Source organism: Planococcus sp. S3-L1, from assembly GCF_030063085.1.
Classification (GTDB): domain Bacteria; phylum Bacillota; class Bacilli; order Bacillales_A; family Planococcaceae; genus Planococcus; species Planococcus kocurii.
Window position 1 is genome coordinate 1 of sequence record NZ_JASISN010000033.1, and the last position, 16,340, is coordinate 16,340.

At 41.5% G+C, this 16,340-nt stretch carries 14 protein-coding genes, 1 tRNA gene, 1 other RNA gene and 1 other annotated feature; of the genes, 3 read left to right on the forward strand and 13 right to left on the reverse strand.

The window, feature by feature from the left end; translation table 11 throughout:
• Positions 1–542: 542 nt before the first annotated feature.
• The 4 genes from recR to ffs all read right to left on the reverse strand — a co-directional run bounded on the left by recR (position 543) and on the right by ffs (position 3,662).
• Positions 543–1,139 carry a recombination mediator RecR gene (recR, locus tag QMF37_RS17665; protein ID WP_008497656.1) on the reverse strand — a complete coding sequence of 199 codons (597 nt, stop codon included), beginning with the start codon at positions 1,137–1,139 and terminating at the stop codon, positions 543–545.
• Positions 1,140–1,151: 12 nt separating this feature from the next.
• Positions 1,152–1,475, reverse strand: coding sequence for a YbaB/EbfC family nucleoid-associated protein (locus QMF37_RS17670; protein ID WP_410477420.1), 324 nt, complete (start codon positions 1,473–1,475; stop codon positions 1,152–1,154).
• 24 nt (positions 1,476–1,499) lie between these two features.
• Complete coding sequence (gene dnaX, locus QMF37_RS17675; protein WP_071153217.1) at positions 1,500–3,233, reverse strand: DNA polymerase III subunit gamma/tau; 1,734 nt, start codon at positions 3,231–3,233, stop codon at positions 1,500–1,502.
• Between the two features lie 163 nt (positions 3,234–3,396).
• An RNA gene (gene ffs, locus QMF37_RS17680) (signal recognition particle sRNA large type) lies at positions 3,397–3,662 on the reverse strand.
• 373 nt (positions 3,663–4,035) lie between these two features.
• Between ffs and QMF37_RS17685 the strand changes: the two genes are divergently transcribed.
• Positions 4,036–4,128: transfer RNA gene (locus QMF37_RS17685), tRNA-Ser, on the forward strand.
• A gap of 130 nt (positions 4,129–4,258) precedes the next feature.
• On the opposite strand, the gene QMF37_RS17690 is transcribed toward QMF37_RS17685, so the two are convergent.
• The 3 genes from QMF37_RS17690 to QMF37_RS17700 all read right to left on the reverse strand — a co-directional run bounded on the left by QMF37_RS17690 (position 4,259) and on the right by QMF37_RS17700 (position 6,518).
• Positions 4,259–4,927: a deoxynucleoside kinase gene (locus QMF37_RS17690; RefSeq protein WP_058383834.1), complete on the reverse strand. Its 669-nt coding sequence runs from the start codon at positions 4,925–4,927 to the stop codon at positions 4,259–4,261.
• Positions 4,924–5,562 (reverse strand): deoxynucleoside kinase, encoded by a 639-nt coding sequence (locus QMF37_RS17695; RefSeq protein ID WP_071153216.1) that lies wholly within the window; start codon positions 5,560–5,562, stop codon positions 4,924–4,926. The genes QMF37_RS17690 and QMF37_RS17695 overlap by 4 nt, the downstream gene beginning before the upstream one ends.
• 95 nt (positions 5,563–5,657) lie before the next feature.
• A complete protein-coding gene (locus QMF37_RS17700) occupies positions 5,658–6,518 on the reverse strand; it encodes a YitT family protein (RefSeq protein WP_058383836.1) in 861 nt (286 codons plus the stop codon).
• Positions 6,519–6,641: 123 nt separating this feature from the next.
• Between QMF37_RS17700 and tadA the strand changes: the two genes are divergently transcribed.
• Positions 6,642–7,133: a tRNA adenosine(34) deaminase TadA gene (gene tadA / locus QMF37_RS17705; RefSeq protein ID WP_143039500.1), complete on the forward strand. Its 492-nt coding sequence runs from the start codon at positions 6,642–6,644 to the stop codon at positions 7,131–7,133.
• 12 nt (positions 7,134–7,145) lie between these two features.
• Here tadA and QMF37_RS17710 read toward each other — a convergent pair whose 3' ends face one another.
• The 4 genes from QMF37_RS17710 to pdxS all read right to left on the reverse strand — a co-directional run bounded on the left by QMF37_RS17710 (position 7,146) and on the right by pdxS (position 11,203).
• Positions 7,146–8,006, reverse strand: coding sequence for an alpha/beta fold hydrolase (locus QMF37_RS17710; protein ID WP_071153215.1), 861 nt, complete (start codon positions 8,004–8,006; stop codon positions 7,146–7,148).
• A 141-nt stretch (positions 8,007–8,147) separates the two neighbouring features.
• Entirely contained in the window at positions 8,148–9,422 is a 1,275-nt protein-coding gene (gene serS, locus QMF37_RS17715; protein WP_071153214.1) for a serine--tRNA ligase, read from the reverse strand.
• Between the two features lie 62 nt (positions 9,423–9,484).
• Positions 9,485–9,691 (reverse strand) — a binding site (T-box leader).
• A gap of 11 nt (positions 9,692–9,702) precedes the next feature.
• Positions 9,703–10,317, reverse strand: a complete 615-nt coding sequence (gene pdxT, locus QMF37_RS17720) for a pyridoxal 5'-phosphate synthase glutaminase subunit PdxT (protein ID WP_071153239.1) — start codon at positions 10,315–10,317, stop codon at positions 9,703–9,705.
• A gap of 1 nt (position 10,318) precedes the next feature.
• Positions 10,319–11,203, reverse strand: coding sequence for a pyridoxal 5'-phosphate synthase lyase subunit PdxS (gene pdxS / locus QMF37_RS17725; protein WP_071153213.1), 885 nt, complete (start codon positions 11,201–11,203; stop codon positions 10,319–10,321).
• A gap of 104 nt (positions 11,204–11,307) precedes the next feature.
• Between pdxS and pdxR the strand changes: the two genes are divergently transcribed.
• Positions 11,308–12,702 (forward strand): MocR-like pyridoxine biosynthesis transcription factor PdxR, encoded by a 1,395-nt coding sequence (gene pdxR, locus QMF37_RS17730; RefSeq protein ID WP_078079991.1) that lies wholly within the window; start codon positions 11,308–11,310, stop codon positions 12,700–12,702.
• A gap of 41 nt (positions 12,703–12,743) precedes the next feature.
• Here the strand turns inward: pdxR and QMF37_RS17735 are convergent, their stop codons facing one another.
• Together QMF37_RS17735 and guaB are read right to left on the reverse strand one after the other, a co-directional pair.
• Complete coding sequence (locus tag QMF37_RS17735; protein WP_078079990.1) at positions 12,744–14,102, reverse strand: serine hydrolase; 1,359 nt, start codon at positions 14,100–14,102, stop codon at positions 12,744–12,746.
• A gap of 107 nt (positions 14,103–14,209) precedes the next feature.
• A complete protein-coding gene (gene guaB, locus QMF37_RS17740; protein WP_058383843.1) occupies positions 14,210–15,673 on the reverse strand; it encodes an IMP dehydrogenase in 1,464 nt (487 codons plus the stop codon).
• Positions 15,674–16,340: the final 667 nt, after the last annotated feature.

Sequence of the window (16,340 nt, forward strand, 5' to 3'; positions counted from 1 at the left end):
TTGATTGCTCAATACTGCTGGCGTATCGCCGTCCGAAGACGCACGATTCGCTTTGATCTGCGCAATGCTGATCAGTAAGTTGTCGTCACGAACACCGAGAAGGAAAACAACTTTACTCTGATTGCCATAAGGCAAGCTTCGCAAAAGCCGTTCTCGCACCGAAGTGCTCGTGACGTCTTTCGTTGACGTTTTGCTGTTCAGTTTTCAAGGTTCAAGTTGTTGTATCGTTTGTGTTGTTGTTGTCGTTCTTTACGACTCCTATGATACTAAAGCATAAACTTCAGACTGTCAACACTTTTGGCAAATAAAATTATATTTATAAAACATTCTTCTTTGAATTATCTTTTCCTTCTATAGAAGAGCATAAAAAAAGAAATCGAAAAACTAGCTATCAAAAGCCATTCTACTCGACTTCTTTCTTTCCCTTCTCTATTACCAACAATCTTTCTTTTCTCAATAATTATATGAAGAACATAATAAATCAGAATATTTTCCATTTTTTCAGAAGCGAAAACCGGCAGTTCCTGATAGCTGTTGCTGTATTAGAGCTCACGTCGCCCTTCTAACGCTTTCGATAAAGTCACTTCATCAGCGTATTCCAAATCGCCACCTACTGGCAGTCCATGTGCAATCCGAGTCGTTTTGATTCCTGAAGGTCTTACGAGTCGAGAGATATACATCGCTGTCGCTTCTCCCTCAATTGTCGGGTTTGTCGCTAATATCAATTCTTCTACTTCTTCATCTTGAAGACGTTTCAGCAAAGACGGCACGTTAATATCTTCCGGACCAATACCATCCATCGGAGAAATTGCCCCTTGTAAAACATGATACAAACCTTTGTAATCACGCATTTTCTCCATCGCAATGACATCTTTCGGATCTTGTACTACGCAAATCGTCGTGCGGTCACGTTGCTGATCTTGGCAAATATGGCATGGATCTACATCCGTAATATGGCCGCACACTGAGCAAAAGCTTAAGTTCCGTTTCGCATCCACTAAGGCTTTAGCAAAATCAAGCACTGTGTCCTCTTTCATTCCGAGCACAAAAAACGCCAGACGAGCCGCTGTTTTCGGCCCAATCCCTGGCAGTTTCATAAAACTCTCCATTAATTTCGAAATAGGTTCTGGATAATGCATCGTTATTGCCTCCTAGAACATTCCTGGCATGTTCAAGCCCTTCGTGAATTTCCCCATTGTGGAATTCGCGTGATCGTCCGCTTTTTTAAATGCGTCATTTGTTGCTACAACCAGTAAGTCCTGCAGCATTTCAATATCTTCTGGATCTACTACTGTAGGATCAAGTACGATATCCAACACTTCTTTATGACCCGACACAGTAGCTTTAACCATGCCACCACCTGCTGTTCCTTCAAACTTTAAAGTTCCAAGTTCTTCTTGGGCAACTGCCATCTCTTTTTGCATTTTCTGCATTTGTTTCATCATACCTTGCATATTTCCTCCACCGCGCATAATTAGTTCCTCCTTAGAATTTTCATTTTAGTCGTCATGAACTTCGACAAAGTCTTTTCCGAAAAGCCGTTCAGCTTCTGAAACAAACGGATCTTCTTCCGCTACTGCTCCTTCACCCGAAAACGGATTTTCTTCTTCAGACTCTGACTGTTTTTCTTCAGTGCCCGCCTTCAATCCACTTTTCTTAATAAACTCTTCACGGATTTTCAGCCAACTGACGTCCGGAACAAAAACCGGCGTATACGCTTTGCCTGCGTACTGCTCCAGCAATTGACTAAATGTAGCAGCAAAGGTCTGATTGTCAGAAGCCATCTGGCAATGAATATCATACTTGAATTTTAACACAAATGCATCCGCTGAGGCTGCTACTGGCTCCGCATCATTCAATAAAGCTGAATGCGATCGCTGCAATTGGCTCATGACTGTTGCCCAATTGGTTTTAATCGCTTGTATATCCACTTTAGTGGCATTTTTCAAGACGTCTTGAATACGTCCTGTCGGTATTTTAAAGCTACTTTGAACGCGCTGACGTTTTTTCTGCTCAGCCGGTGCTGCTTGCGCACCATTAGCTACGCCATTTTTAACCTGTTGTTGTAGCTCGCGCACTAAATTTTCCAACTGGATCACTTTTGCTTCTAGCTCAGGCGATACTGCAGAAGCCCCGCTTTGAACCGGTACATCTGCTTGAGCCATTTTCAATAAAGCTGTTTCCATATAGATTTTGGTATGATTTGAAAAACGCATTTCTTGTTGCGTTTTAGATAAAATATCAATCCACGTGTACAATGTTGCCGGTTCAAATCGATTGGCCAACTCTTCAAATCGCGGTTCATGCGTGACCAACTCCAACATATCATGAAGATCTGGAGCCGTTTGGATCAACAGCAAATCACGATAAAAGGTAATAAAATCTTCAACCAAGCGAACGGGATCTTTGCCATCGCGTACCAATTGTTCTAACAATGTTAACGATTTTCCGACATCCTTAGCGAGTAATGCTTCGGCAATGCCATAAAATACATCCTGACTAACAGAACCTGTAACTAACAAAGCATCTTCAATCGTCATTTCATCGCCACTAAACGATACCACTTGATCTAATAGACTCAATGCATCACGCATTCCACCTGCAGCCGCTTGTGCAATAAGTTTAAGCACTTGCTCATTGTACGGAATTTCAGCATCTGTTAAGACTTCGACCATACGTGCCACAATATCAACTTGTGTATGTGATTTGAAATCAAAGCGCTGGCAACGAGAAATAATAGTCAGTGGCAATTTATGCGGTTCAGTCGTCGCCAAAATGAAAACTACATGTTCTGGTGGTTCTTCTAATGTTTTTAATAACGCATTAAAGGCACTGTTTGATAACATATGCACTTCATCAATGATGTAAATTTTAAACCGCGAATTTGCTGGTGAAAAACGAACCTTTTCAATGATTTCTCGCATTTCTTCTACACGTGAATTAGACGCTGCATCAAATTCAATAACATCCGTATTCGATCCCTCGTTAATACTCTTGCAAGAAGCACACTCGTTGCACGGTTCCGAAGCAGGAGCTTGTTCGCAGTTTAATGCTTTGGCAAATATTTTAGCGGCACTGGTCTTCCCTGTCCCCCTTGGCCCTGAGAACAAATAAGCATGTGTTGTCTTATTGTAAAGGAGAGCATTTTGGAGGGTTTGTTTGACATGCGTTTGACCTGTCATTTCAGAAAAGGACTGCGGTCTGTAAACACGGTAAAAAGCTTGATACGCCAACTTATTCTCTCCTTTTAACTAATCTGTTTTTCATCCTATCATTATAGCATAAAAGCTCGTTTTTTCTGAACGTTTCCCTGCTTCATACACACGAATTTTACGAACAGAATAATAAAAAACCTGTCCGCTGCAAGAGCGGACAGGTTTGAATTTACGATTATTGCCGTGCACCTTTCTTCGACTGCTGTACATAAGCGTTACCCTTGTCGCTGGCTCGATCTAGGCGATCCCGCGGCACATGGAATATTCCACTTAATGCTGCTTCCTTCCGGACCTGACATGGTTCATGGGATCCCATTGCGCAGGACCCAGATGTCAACACTACGTGCAAGAGGCAGACCTTACATACAAACAGCCTCAGAAAGGAATTCAGTCCTGCTAAAGCGGATTGCAGGTTACAGGACACCGCTATCTTCCCACCTAGCACGGCATTTACTAGTATACAAATGAATCACAAAAAAATCAATCCGTAACCTTCCTTTGACGATAATTTCTTTTGAACTCAATTGATGTAGAAATACGATATGAGCCAAACCAAAGATACCAGCGTCTATCCAAAGCTTGCAACAAAGCGTGTTGTTCAGGGCACCACGATCACGATTCCTTAGATTTTTCTCATATAATTAAGTTACATCTACTGCGTAAATACTTAGGAATCTGAAGAGGTAAAACACGAAATAACGATTAATCCTTACCTGTACTACTACTCATATCTCACGTTTTTAGATGAATAAATTAAAAAGAACTGAAAAACTGTTGACAGCTATTGTTCATCCATGATAAATTAGTTCTTGTCTGATACGGAGGAATACCCAAGTTTGGCTGAAGGGATCGGTCTTGAAAACCGACAGGGGAGTCAAATCCCGCGGGGGTTCGAATCCCTCTTCCTCCTCCATTTTTTAATCCAACTAATTTATAACTTCGATATAGCAAACCGGAAAGCTTAGGCTTTCCGGTTTTTTTGTATCTTTTTTATTTCCCAGGAAATACGAAAAATCCCTTAAGCTTGAGCTCAAGGGATTTGTTTATTTGCGAAGAATTGAAGCTTGTTGCATAAAACCACCAATGCGTTCAACAATTTGTTCCGAACACTCCGGATTTGTCAGAAGATCGTAGTCATTGATATTTAAACGCAGTACGGGACACCCATTAAAGGAATTGATCCAACTCTCATAGCGCTGGTGCATCTCTAGCCAGTAATCTACTGGTGTCTGTTGCTCCATAGCACGTCCACGCTCTTGAATACGTGAAAGGATATCCTCAATCGATCCTTCCAAGTAAATCAATAAATCTGGATGCGGGAAATAAGGCGTCATGACCATCGCTTCAAACAGATTTGTGTAGGTTTCGTAATCTACATTGTTCATCGTGCCTTTATCCCAATGCATTTTCGCAAAAATCCCGGTATCTTCATAAATCGAACGGTCTTGAATAAAACCGCCGCCATATTCAAACATCCGCTTTTGTTCTTTAAAACGCTCTGCCAGGAAATAGATTTGCAAATGGAAACTCCATTTCTCAAAATCATTGTAAAACAAATCTAAATACGGGTTGGTGTCAACATTTTCAAAGGACGTTCGGAATTGCAATGCATCCGCTAAAGCTTTAGTCATCGTTGACTTCCCGACACCTACTGTACCCGCTATTGTAATTACCGCATTCTGTGGAATGCCATATTTTTCACGTAAATTCATAAAGTCAAACTCCTTTTTTGTAAAGTTCCATCCACTTTATCCAAAATAAGCTGCAAATCGTCATCGTTTTGAACAAAATCGATTTCATCTCCATTAAAGCGCAATACAGGAATTTCCGGATGCTCGCGTTCAAAACGTTCGATAAATTCGTGATAGTCAGCTGCTAGCTGTTGCATGTATTCCGGCGTAATCATCTGTTCAAATTCTCTACCTCGTAACTTGATACGCTTCATTAAGGTATCCAGGCTAGCATGTAAATAAATGACCATGTTCGGTTTTGGCATATCCACCGTCAGAATTTTATAGATGGCTTCGTATTTAGCATATTCTGCCTCTGGCAATGTACGCTTAGCAAAGATGAGGTTTTTGAAAATGTGATAATCTGCTACGACTGGTTCCCGCTTTGAAATAAATTTCTTCTGGATGTCCGCCAACTGTTTATAGCGATTACATAAGAAGAACATCTCTGTTTGGAAGCTCCACTCTTCTATATCTTCGTAGAATTTATTTAAAAATGGGTTTTCGTCAACAATTTCTTTTAACAACTGAAATTGATTTTGATCGGCGAGCGCTTTCGTCAGCGACGTTTTGCCTACACCAATCGGACCTTCTACCGTGATGAATGGTACCGGCATGCGAAGTCCTCCTTTTTGGTTTCAAGTAAATTGCAATGCCATTTATTTTAACACACCACTCACGCGAAAAGTAGAGCAGAAAATCGAAGGATTTATTAATGAATCGGTTTTTTAAAGGTTGCCCCGTGGACTTCTTGAGTGTCCATAATCGTTAAAAAGGCTTTCGAATCAACATCTGTGACAATTTGTTTGAGCTTGGTTAGTTCCAGACGAGTAACTACCACATAAATAACATCTTTAGGAGTATTCAAATAGCCCCCTTGACCATGCAGCTTAGTAAAGCTTCGACCAAGACGATCATTAATCGCTGAACCAATTTCTTCGTATTCTTCTGATACAATTAGTACAGCTTTTGTATCTTCAAGACCTTGAATGACCACATCAATCGTTTTAGAAGCAATATAGTACGTCAAAACCGAATACATCGCTTGCTCCAGTCCAAGAACAAAAGCAGCCCATCCAAAGATAAAGACATTGAAAAACATAACAAACTCACCAATGGAAAACGGTAATTTTTTCGTCAATAAAATCCCGAGAATCTCGGTTCCATCAAGTGCGCCACCGTTCCGAATGACCAGTCCAACCCCCACACCAAGAAGTAACCCGCCAAATATTGTAGCAAGAAGTGGATCTCCCACAAAAGGTTCGATTTTATGCATCGGAATTGCTATTAACGCTAGGGTCACAATAGCAAAAATAGAAGAGACAAAAAAGTTACGACCAATATGCTTATAACCAAAATAAAGGAACGGCAAATTGATTGCGACCATCAATACGCCAAAAGGAACAACCGTTAAATAGTTCAAGATTAAAGAAACGCCAATAATACCACCATCAATAATCGAATTCGGAACTAAAAATAATTCAATAGCCGCCGCCGCCAACGTAGCTCCAATAAAAATAAAAACAAATCGTAGAGTAAAATGAAGAGGTTTTTCTTTTTTATGTTGTTTCATTCTTCGAACACCCCTCACTGTTTAGTAGCTAATTTCTTTAGTTTACGCTGTTCAATGATTTTTGTCTGCTCGACTTTTTTAATTGGTAGAAAATGATACACTGGATTTAAGGAGCGATGCATCATGAACGGGATGGAAAAAGATCATTATTACATGAATATGGCGATTGACGAAGCCAATAAAGCAGGAGTAAAAGGAGAAGTACCCATTGGTGCTGTTATTGTTTACAAAGACCAAGTTATTGCGCGTGCACACAACTTACGTGAAACGACACAAAACGCTGTAACACACGCCGAACTACTAGCTATACAAGAAGCTTGTCTGCATCTCGGCAACTGGCGACTCGAAGACACAAAGATTTACGTTACGTTAGAGCCTTGCCCCATGTGTGCAGGTGCCATTTTGCAGTCTCGGATTCCCCACGTTGTTTATGGCGCGCGCGATGCGAAAGCGGGCAGTGTAGATTCCTTGTACCGTTTGCTGAATGATGAGCGCTTTAATCATCAATGCCAAGTAACCGAAAACGTTCTTGCTGAAGAATGTGGACAGCTGCTAACGCAGTTTTTCCGAAATCTTCGAGAAGCCAAGAAGCAAAAGCGGAAAACCCAGTTATAGGGTCTTCCGCTTTTATTCGTTGATGAATTGAACAATCAAGTGATTAACAATCTCCGGTTGCTCGTGTTGAATCCAATGCGTTGCTTCTCCGACAAAGGCCAAATTGACTTCTTCGCAAAAAGACATGCTTTCCTTTGCAAGCATAGGTGACAGAAACTGATCGCCCACTCCCCAAATAATGCGGACTGGTACTTTGATTTTCGTATCCGGCACTTGCCTAAAGCTGCCTCTCCGGATTGCCCGGTACCAATTGAGCATCGCTGTTAATGCATCAGACTGTGACCACGCTGCTTTGTATAGTTCAAGTTCGTGTTTTGAAAAAGCAGTCGGCTTGCTAGACTGTTCAATTCCTTGCTGCATAGCTTTAAATCCCCCCATGCCAAGAGCCTTCTCAGGCAGATTAGGTAACTGAAAAAACGCAATGTAGGCACTCTTCATCCATTGTAGTGGATTTTTTTTGAGTACTTTTGGCATGGCTTTGGGATGTGGGATGTTCAAGACAATCAATTTTTCCACATACTCGGGCCGCGTGGCTGCCAAATGCCAAGCTACTGCTCCGCCCCAGTCATGTCCGATAATAATAGCTGTCTTTTTTTGGAAGTGCTCAATGATGCCAATCACATCATCACGTAAATAATCCACGGTGTAATTATCGATTCCTTTTGGCTTATCGCTCAAATTATAGCCGCGCTGGTCAGGCGCCACGACCCGGTATCCTTTTTCTGCTAAAGGTTGAATTTGATTTTTCCAACCAAACCAAAATTCTGGAAAGCCATGCAACAAGACAACTAACGGTCCATTTGCTGGTCCCGCTACAGCTATATGAAGATGGATACCGTTTGTTTCTATAATTTGAAAGCTTAGGTTTTCCATAAAAACAACTCCTTCGCTCAGATTCCTTAACTTCTCTTTACCCTTTTTCTCTAAAAAAAGACTCAAAAGCAAAATTGCTTTTGAGTCTTTTTATTAAATCGCTCCACTACTTAAAAGCCATGAAGAAAAATGAAAGCTACTTTATCCAATAGTCTTTTTGCCACCCATATAAGGCTGTAATACTTCAGGAATTAGGATTGATCCATCTTTTTGCTGACAGTTTTCAAGTAAAGCTGCCACCGTACGACCAATTGCTAATCCACTGCCGTTTAATGTGTGAACAAATTCAGGTTTTCCTGTTGTTTCACGACGGAATTTAATATTTGCACGTCTTGCTTGGAAATCTTCAAAGTTACTGCAAGAAGAAATTTCACGATATGTTTCTTGGCTTGGAATCCATACTTCGATATCGTATTTTTTGGCAGCTGTAAACCCTAGGTCGGCTGTACACATTTTTAAGACGCGATAAGGTAGTCCTAAAAGTTGCAGTACTTTCTCCGCATGTCCTGTCAATTTCTCTAATTCGTCGTAAGAATCCTCTGGCTTTACAAAGCGCACTAGCTCGACTTTATTGAATTGGTGCTGTCTGATTAGTCCGCGTGTGTCGCGACCTGCAGAACCCGCTTCAGAGCGGAAATTCGCGCTATAAGACGCAAAGGCTTGTGGCAACATATCTGCCGTTAAAATTTCATCACGGTAAAAGTTAGTTACCGGTACTTCAGAAGTCGGAATGAGGAAATAATCCTCTTTCTCAATCAAAAATGCATCTTCTTCAAACTTCGGCAATTGGCCAGTGCCTGTCAAGCTTTCGCGGTTAACCATATAAGGAGGCAACATTTCTTCATAGCCATGCTCTTCTTGGTGGAGGTCCATCATAAAGTTGATCAATGCGCGTTCTAAGCGAGCACCAAGTCCACGGTAAAAGACAAACCGGCTGCCCGTTACTTTCGCTGCGCGTTCAAAATCAATGATGTTTAAATCCGTTCCTAAATCCCAGTGTGGCTTAACGTCAAAGTCAAATGCAGGCTTGTCGCCCCATGTGCGGATTTCTTCATTATCATCTTCAGAATCGCCAAACGGCACGCTGTCGTGCGGAATATTTGGAACACGCATCATAATATAGTGCAAGCTTTCTTCAACTGCTTTTAACTCTTCATCAATCACTTTAATTTGATCGCCAACTTCACGCATTTTTGTAATGGCTTCGTCTGCATTTTCTTTTGCACGTTTCATCGCTGCGATATTTTGAGACGCTTCGTTGCGCTCTGCTTTTAATTTTTCAGTTTGTGCAATCAACTCACGGCGTTTTAGATCCAATCCTTCAAAATCATTAAGTACAGAAATATCTTCCCCGCGCTTTCCAAGCTTTGCTTTTACTTCTTCAAAATTGGCACGTACAAAACGAATATCCAACATACTGTTTCCTCCTTAAAATTTCAAAATAAAAAAAGACAACAAAAATAGCCCCCATCCCTTGGTAAAGGGACGAGAGCTACCCGCGTTGCCACCCTGATTGATCGGCAAAAGCCAATCCTCTTCATCACATAACGGCATTTAAACCGGCAATGGCTTTTTTCGCCATGCAACTCCGGGGTGGATTCAAATGTGTTTTTCACCGGTTCGCACCAACCACCGGCTCTCTTTGGAAAAACAGTCATTTTACTAATTCCCATCAACGTTTCGTCTTTTAAATTAATCATACTTTACTATAAGTTGATAGGTTTTGCAAGAGAAGGTCTGACTTGTTCTTAATCATGTTTAAAAAATAAGCCGTAATGCGGTGATCGTCGGTCAATTCGGGATGGAATGAACAACCGAGAAATTGGCCATCTCTCGCCATCACAATTTTTTCATTATGCACGCATAACACTTCGGTTTCTTCTCCGACACTAACAATATGGGGCGCTCGGATAAAGACGGCTTCAAAAGATCCATCAATACCTTTAATCGCAAGCGGTGCTTCAAAACTATCCACTTGTCGACCAAACGAATTTCGTTCCACTGTAACGTCCATCACACCTAAATGCGCATCGTCGCTACCAACGACTGTTTCAGCAAGCAAAATTAAGCCCGCACACGTGCCAAACATCGGTTTTCCGGTTTGCGCAAACTCTCTTAACGGTTCCATCAAGCCATAACGATCGATTAAACGGCGCATCGTCGTACTTTCTCCGCCCGGTAAGATTAAGCCATCCAAATTTTTAAGATCTTTCGGCCATTTAACAGCAATCGCTTCCGCTCCGCACGCCTGAACCGACTTGATATGCTCACGAACAGCTCCTTGCAACGCAAGAATTCCTACTCGTTTCAGGTTACCAGCCTCGCTCTTGCATACGTTCACCGGCAGCAATGGTTGAAATTTCAATGCCCTTCATTGCAATGCCCAGGTCTTTTGACAGTTCAGCGATCAATTTGTAATCTTGGTAATGTGTCGTCGCTTCCACAATCGCTCGGGCAAATCGTTCAGGGTTATCTGATTTGAAAATACCAGAACCAACAAACACACCGTCCGCTCCTAATTCCATCATTAACGCTGCATCTGCAGGTATGGCAATTCCGCCAGCTGCAAAATTAACTACCGGCAAGCGCCCTAAACTTTTAACTTCTTTTAAAAACTCATAAGAAGCTCCTAAGTTACGTGCTTCTGTCATTAATTCATCTTCGCTCATTGCGACTACTTTGCGGATTTCTGCATTTACTTGTCGCAAATGACGAACTGCTTCGACAATATTTCCTGTACCTGGTTCGCCTTTTGTTCGTAGCATCGAAGCGCCTTCACCAATTCTGCGCGCCGCTTCACCTAAATTCCGACACCCGCAAACAAAAGGAACCGTGTATTGGTTTTTTAATAAATGAAATTCTTCATCGGCTGGCGTCAGCACTTCACTTTCATCGATATAATCGACACCCATCGCTTCTAAAATACGCGCTTCCACAATATGACCAATACGCGCTTTTGCCATCACTGGAATCGATACAGCTTTCATCACTTCTTCTGTGATGCGTGGGTCTGCCATACGTGCTACTCCACCGTCTCTACGAATATCTGATGGCACACGTTCAAGTGCCATGACAGCCGTTGCGCCTGCAGCTTCTGCAATACGTGCTTGTTCTGCATTAACCACATCCATAATCACGCCACCTTTTTGCATTTCAGCCATTCCTCTTTTTACACGATTTGTTCCATGTTGAGTCATTTACTAATTCCCCCTATTCATTAATAAATTCAGTATAATAGAGATTGACCATATAAAAAGACTCAGTTACAATCATTTCAATCAGGTCAGTTGGAGGAATTCATATGGATATGCTAATGTTTCAACTTCAAAAACAGTCACAAACCCCGTTATACAAACAGTTGTATCAAGAAATAAAAGAAGCCATTATAAACGGCACAATCGGCATAGAGGCAAAATTACCAAGCAAACGCAAATTAGCAGATTATCTGCAAATTAGTCAAACGACCGTCGAACTGGCGTATTCTCAACTTGTCGCGGAAGGATTTATTGAATCTAGACCACGTAAAGGATTTTATGCTCAACCCGTCGAAGAACTGGCGTACTTGGATATTCCGCATGACGAGCCTACCGTCAAAGAAACGACTGCTTACAAAATAGATTTCAACTCGGCCAGTATTGATACACGTTCTTTTCCATTTTTAACGTGGCGCAAACTGACACGTGACATTTTAGATGACTCTAATCATCACTTATTATTATCTGGGCACCCTCAAGGAGACGACGCCTTGCGCCAAGAAATTGCCCGTTATTTGTACCAGTCTCGCGGAGTTGTTTGTGATGCAGAACAAATCGTGATTGGCTCTGGTACAGAACAATTAATGCCCTTACTCATTCGTCTACTTCATAAAAAACTGGTTTACGGCTATGAAAATCCTGGCTATGCATTGACCCATAGCATTTTCAGTCATCACGACCGCCAGTCTATCCCGATTGAACTCGAACAAGACGGCATCAACGTTAGTCAGTTAGAAGAATCTAACGTTGATGTAGCTTACGTCACACCATCACACCAATTTCCATCAGGTTCGGTCTTGAGTGCCACCAAACGTGCGCAATTACTGAACTGGGCTGTCGCTAAGCCTGAACGTTATATTATTGAAGACGATTACGACAGTGAATTTCGATACACTAGCCGCCCCATTCCCGCGCTACAAAGCATGGACTTAAGCGACCGTGTTATTTACATTAGTACTTTTTCTAAATCGCTCATGCCTTCTTTGCGTCTCGCTTATATGGTTTTGCCTAAACAACTGCTACGGGCTTATCAGCAAACGTTTCTTCATTACTCTTCATCGGTACCCAGACATGATCAACAACTAGTCGCCAAATTCATGAAAGATGGTCATTTTTCGCGCCACTTGAACCGCATGCGCAAGCTCTATCAGAAGAAAATCAAACAACTGAGTCAGTCGCTCGCTTTATTCTCTCCGGTCGTCACGGTTTCCGGTGAACAAGCAGGCATGCATATCGTGCTAACCATCCAAACCTCGTCAAGCGAAGAAGAACTGGTACAACGTGCTAAACAAGCGGGCATTCGTGTCACAGGTCTAAACTCTTATGATGTCCACAAAAAATCTGGAATTTACCCAAAAATTGTGCTCGGATTCGGTGGTCTATCCGAAGAAGAAATTCATTTAGGAATTATTGAATTGATGGCTTGTTGGAAAATACAATAAAAAAAGCCGTTCATCTATTTGGATGAACAGCTTTTTTATCATTAAAATAACCCTCTTACAAAACTACCTGCATCATCCCACAAAGAAGACAAGAACTCTCCTGTACTGCGCATCGATAAAGACAACCAGTTAGCACGTTCAACAGCTTCAGTAGTCACGATTTCAACTTTTTCCGTACTGCCGCTCAAATAGCCATATTCCGTGCCATCTGTTTTCTTAAGCTGTAGCGTTCCTACAACTAAATCTTTTTCCACACCTGCTTCTAGTTTGCCGTTCTTAACTACTGAATCGTCTAACAGTAATTCCGGTCGATACAATTCTTTATCCGCTGTCCGAATCATCATCTTTACTGGCTCTTTGACCGCAATCGATACTTTTTCTTCTAATCCATTTTCAACAGCAAGCGTTTGCTGACCTTCAAATTGATAGCCTGCAGGAATAACCTCTTCTGTTGTAAATTCACCAAAACCATAATCGAATAAAGTACGGGTCGCATCAAAGCGAGCTTTATACGAACCGGCCCCTTTATTATCTACTGCTCCCATAACCACAGCAATCAACCGGGTATCGTCACGCTTTGCTGTCCCTGCAAACGCATAACCGGCAAAATCTGTGCTGCCGGTTTTTAATCCGTCCATACCTTCGTATTCGTAAATTAGCCCAGGAAGCATTGAATTCCAATTTTCCATACGCGTTTCGTCTGCCGTTCCTTCACGAAATAATTTTACCGGAATTTTAGTCGTTTCTAACACTTCTGGATAATCATCCAATAAGCGTTTCGTTAGTTTGGCAACTGAACGCGCCGGCATGATGTTTTCATCTGTTTCTTTCGTGCCCTCTGGATGCATGCCCATCAAGCTTGAATTACTAAGACCCGTTGAATTGACAAAAGTCGTTTCTTCTAAGCCCATTTCTTTTGCTTTATCGTTCATTAGGTCAACAAATTTACTTTCTGTTCCTGCAATCGTCTCGGCAATACCGATTGTTGCTGCGTTAGCTGAGAAAATAGCCATCGCTTCATACATTTCTTTAATGGTGTAAGAGCCGTCTTCACGAAATGGCACATTACTTAAACGCATGTCCTGAGAAATTTTGTACGTGTAATCCGTCACTTCATACTCTTGATCCCACGTAACCTTACCATTTTCAATCGCTTCAAATAATAAATACTCTGTCATCATTTTGGTCATGCTAGCTATCCCTAAAGGCGCTTCCGCATTTTTTTCATAAAGAATCTTGCCACTTTGAGCGTCTACCAAAATAGCGGCTTCGGCCATTATAGTTAATGCGTCTTCCGCATAGGCTTGCTGCGGAACAATTGCTAGCACAGTAAGTATGACGAGTAATGCTATAAGTAGTCCTTTAGTTAAAAAATTCTTCACGTATTTGAATACCTCCATCTATAAGATTCCACATGCTATTTTATCACATTCATTATGCTTAAAAACGAAAACATAAAAAGACATCTTGCTCTTCGATTAAATGAAGAGCAAGATGTCTTATAAACTTAAATGGAGTAGTTTGGAGATTCTTTAGTAATTTGAACATCATGCGGATGACTTTCGCGTAATCCTGCTCCAGTCATACGAATAAATTGTGCTTCTTCACGTAACACCTGTAAATCTTTAGTTCCGCAATAACCCATTCCTGCACGGATACCACCTAGTAATTGATGAATTGTATCAGAAAGTGGTCCTTTGTATGGCAAGCGACCTTCGATTCCTTCTGGCACTAATTTTTTTGCATCATCTTGGAAATAGCGGTCTTTCGAGCCTTTTTCCATAGAAGCGATTGATCCCATACCACGATAGGTTTTAAAGCGACGACCTTGGAAGATTTCAGTATCTCCTGGACTTTCAGTCGTCCCCGCCAACAAACTACCAAGCATTACAACATGTCCGCCCGCTGCTAAGGCTTTGATGATGTCTCCAGAATACTTGATTCCACCATCAGCAATAATGGCTTTGCCATGCTTACGTGCCTCTGTTGCGCAGTCATATACCGCTGTAATCTGAGGAACCCCAACACCTGCGACAACACGAGTTGTACAGATCGAACCAGGACCGATTCCAACTTTAACTACATCTGCACCCGCTTCAATCAATGCTTTTGTTCCAGCAGCAGTGGCTACGTTTCCAGCAATAATCGTTAATTCTGGATAAGTTGCCCTGATCTGCTTTACCATTCCTAAAACGCCTTCTGAATGACCATGAGCTGTATCCAGTACAATGACATCAACAGAAGCCTTCACCAAATGCTCAACGCGCTTCATAGTGTCTGAAGTAACGCCTACAGCAGCGCCTGCTAACAAACGACCGTGCTGGTCTTTCGCAGCATTAGGAAATTCAATTACTTTTTCAATATCTTTTATCGTAATTAACCCTTTTAACACGCCTTGGTTATCAACAATTGGTAACTTTTCAATCTTGTATTGCTGAAGAATCTTTTCAGCATCTTCTAAGGTAGTTCCAATAGGAGCAGTTACTAATTGCTCTTTTGTCATTACATCATTAATTTTCAAAGAATAATCTTGGATAAACCGTAAATCGCGGTTTGTGATAATTCCAACAAGTTTTAATTCACTTTCGTTGTTAACAATAGGTACACCTGAAATTCGGTATTTTCCCATTAAATGCTCTGCATCGTAAACTTGGTGCTCAGGAGTTAAGAAGAAAGGATCGGTGATCACGCCATTTTCTGAACGCTTTACAGTAACGACTTGTTCAGCCTGTTCTTCAATACTCATGTTTTTATGGATAATTCCTAATCCGCCTTGGCGAGCCATAGCAATAGCCATTTTAGCTTCCGTTACTGTATCCATACCTGCACTGATCACTGGAATTTTTAACTTAAGGGTTGGTGTCAATTCAACTGATAAATCAATGTCTTTTGGTAAAACTTCCGAATGGGCTGGTACAAGCAATACATCATCAAACGTTAAGCCTTCTTTTACAAATTTTGATTCCCACATAAGTAGACGCGCCTCCTGCTTCCTTTAAATATTATTGTAAGGTTATCAGCGTAGATATGGTGTGTCAAGAAACTGTTAAAAGAAAAAATATTTAGAATAGTAAAATATTATTTTTTTATAGATTATCATAGTAAGTTGGAAGGCTAGAAAATAAAAATAGCTCAAGTGGATACACCGCAGTTAATGCGAATCAACTAAAGGAGTGTTCCCAAACGAGCGATGCCCCTGTGATATTACGGGAAGGTGTGCGAATCGAGTGTTATTGCCTGAAAGAAAAACTACTGTCCTATATAGCGAAACAGCTAGAACGAAGCAAAAGCACTCTCCACTATGAAGTGAAACGCTATAAGCTTTGCCACGCTCTGTTGGCACAGGCTGATTACAAGGCCAGACGTGATAGACAATCGGTCAATCAAGAAGATGTCGATTATAACCTGTCCAAACTAAAGTACAATTGGTCACCAGAATGCCTCGTGACGGTACTGGAAAATGCATCTAAAACCTTTTCCCATCCGTGTTTCGAGCGTTACCGGTACGCGGCTCTCGGCTTGTTCAACCTGTCCCAAAAGCTACTGATCCGCAAAGAAAGTTAAAGAGTAACGAGGTGAACCGCGAGGCAAGCTGCCTTGTCTGAAAAAGATCCATGTACGTTTGGCGCCTCGAAGCC

Excerpts from the sequence above, each read along its gene's own strand:
- recR (WP_008497656.1), bottom strand. The coding sequence starts at position 1,139 with ATGCATTATCCAGAACCTATTTCGAAATTAATGGAGAGTTTTATGAAA.
- QMF37_RS17690 (WP_058383834.1), bottom strand. The coding sequence starts at position 4,927 with ATGAATTTACGTGAAAAATATGGCATTCCACAGAATGCGGTAATTACA.
- QMF37_RS17695 (WP_071153216.1), bottom strand. The coding sequence starts at position 5,562 with ATGCCGGTACCATTCATCACGGTAGAAGGTCCGATTGGTGTAGGCAAA.
- QMF37_RS17700 (WP_058383836.1), bottom strand. The coding sequence starts at position 6,518 with ATGAAACAACATAAAAAAGAAAAACCTCTTCATTTTACTCTACGATTT.
- tadA (WP_143039500.1), top strand. The coding sequence starts at position 6,642 with ATGAACGGGATGGAAAAAGATCATTATTACATGAATATGGCGATTGAC.
- QMF37_RS17710 (WP_071153215.1), bottom strand. The coding sequence starts at position 8,006 with ATGGAAAACCTAAGCTTTCAAATTATAGAAACAAACGGTATCCATCTT.
- serS (WP_071153214.1), bottom strand. The coding sequence starts at position 9,422 with ATGTTGGATATTCGTTTTGTACGTGCCAATTTTGAAGAAGTAAAAGCA.
- pdxS (WP_071153213.1), bottom strand. The coding sequence starts at position 11,203 with ATGACTCAACATGGAACAAATCGTGTAAAAAGAGGAATGGCTGAAATG.
- pdxR (WP_078079991.1), top strand. The coding sequence starts at position 11,308 with ATGGATATGCTAATGTTTCAACTTCAAAAACAGTCACAAACCCCGTTA.
- QMF37_RS17735 (WP_078079990.1), bottom strand. The coding sequence starts at position 14,102 with ATGGAGGTATTCAAATACGTGAAGAATTTTTTAACTAAAGGACTACTT.
- guaB (WP_058383843.1), bottom strand. The coding sequence starts at position 15,673 with ATGTGGGAATCAAAATTTGTAAAAGAAGGCTTAACGTTTGATGATGTA.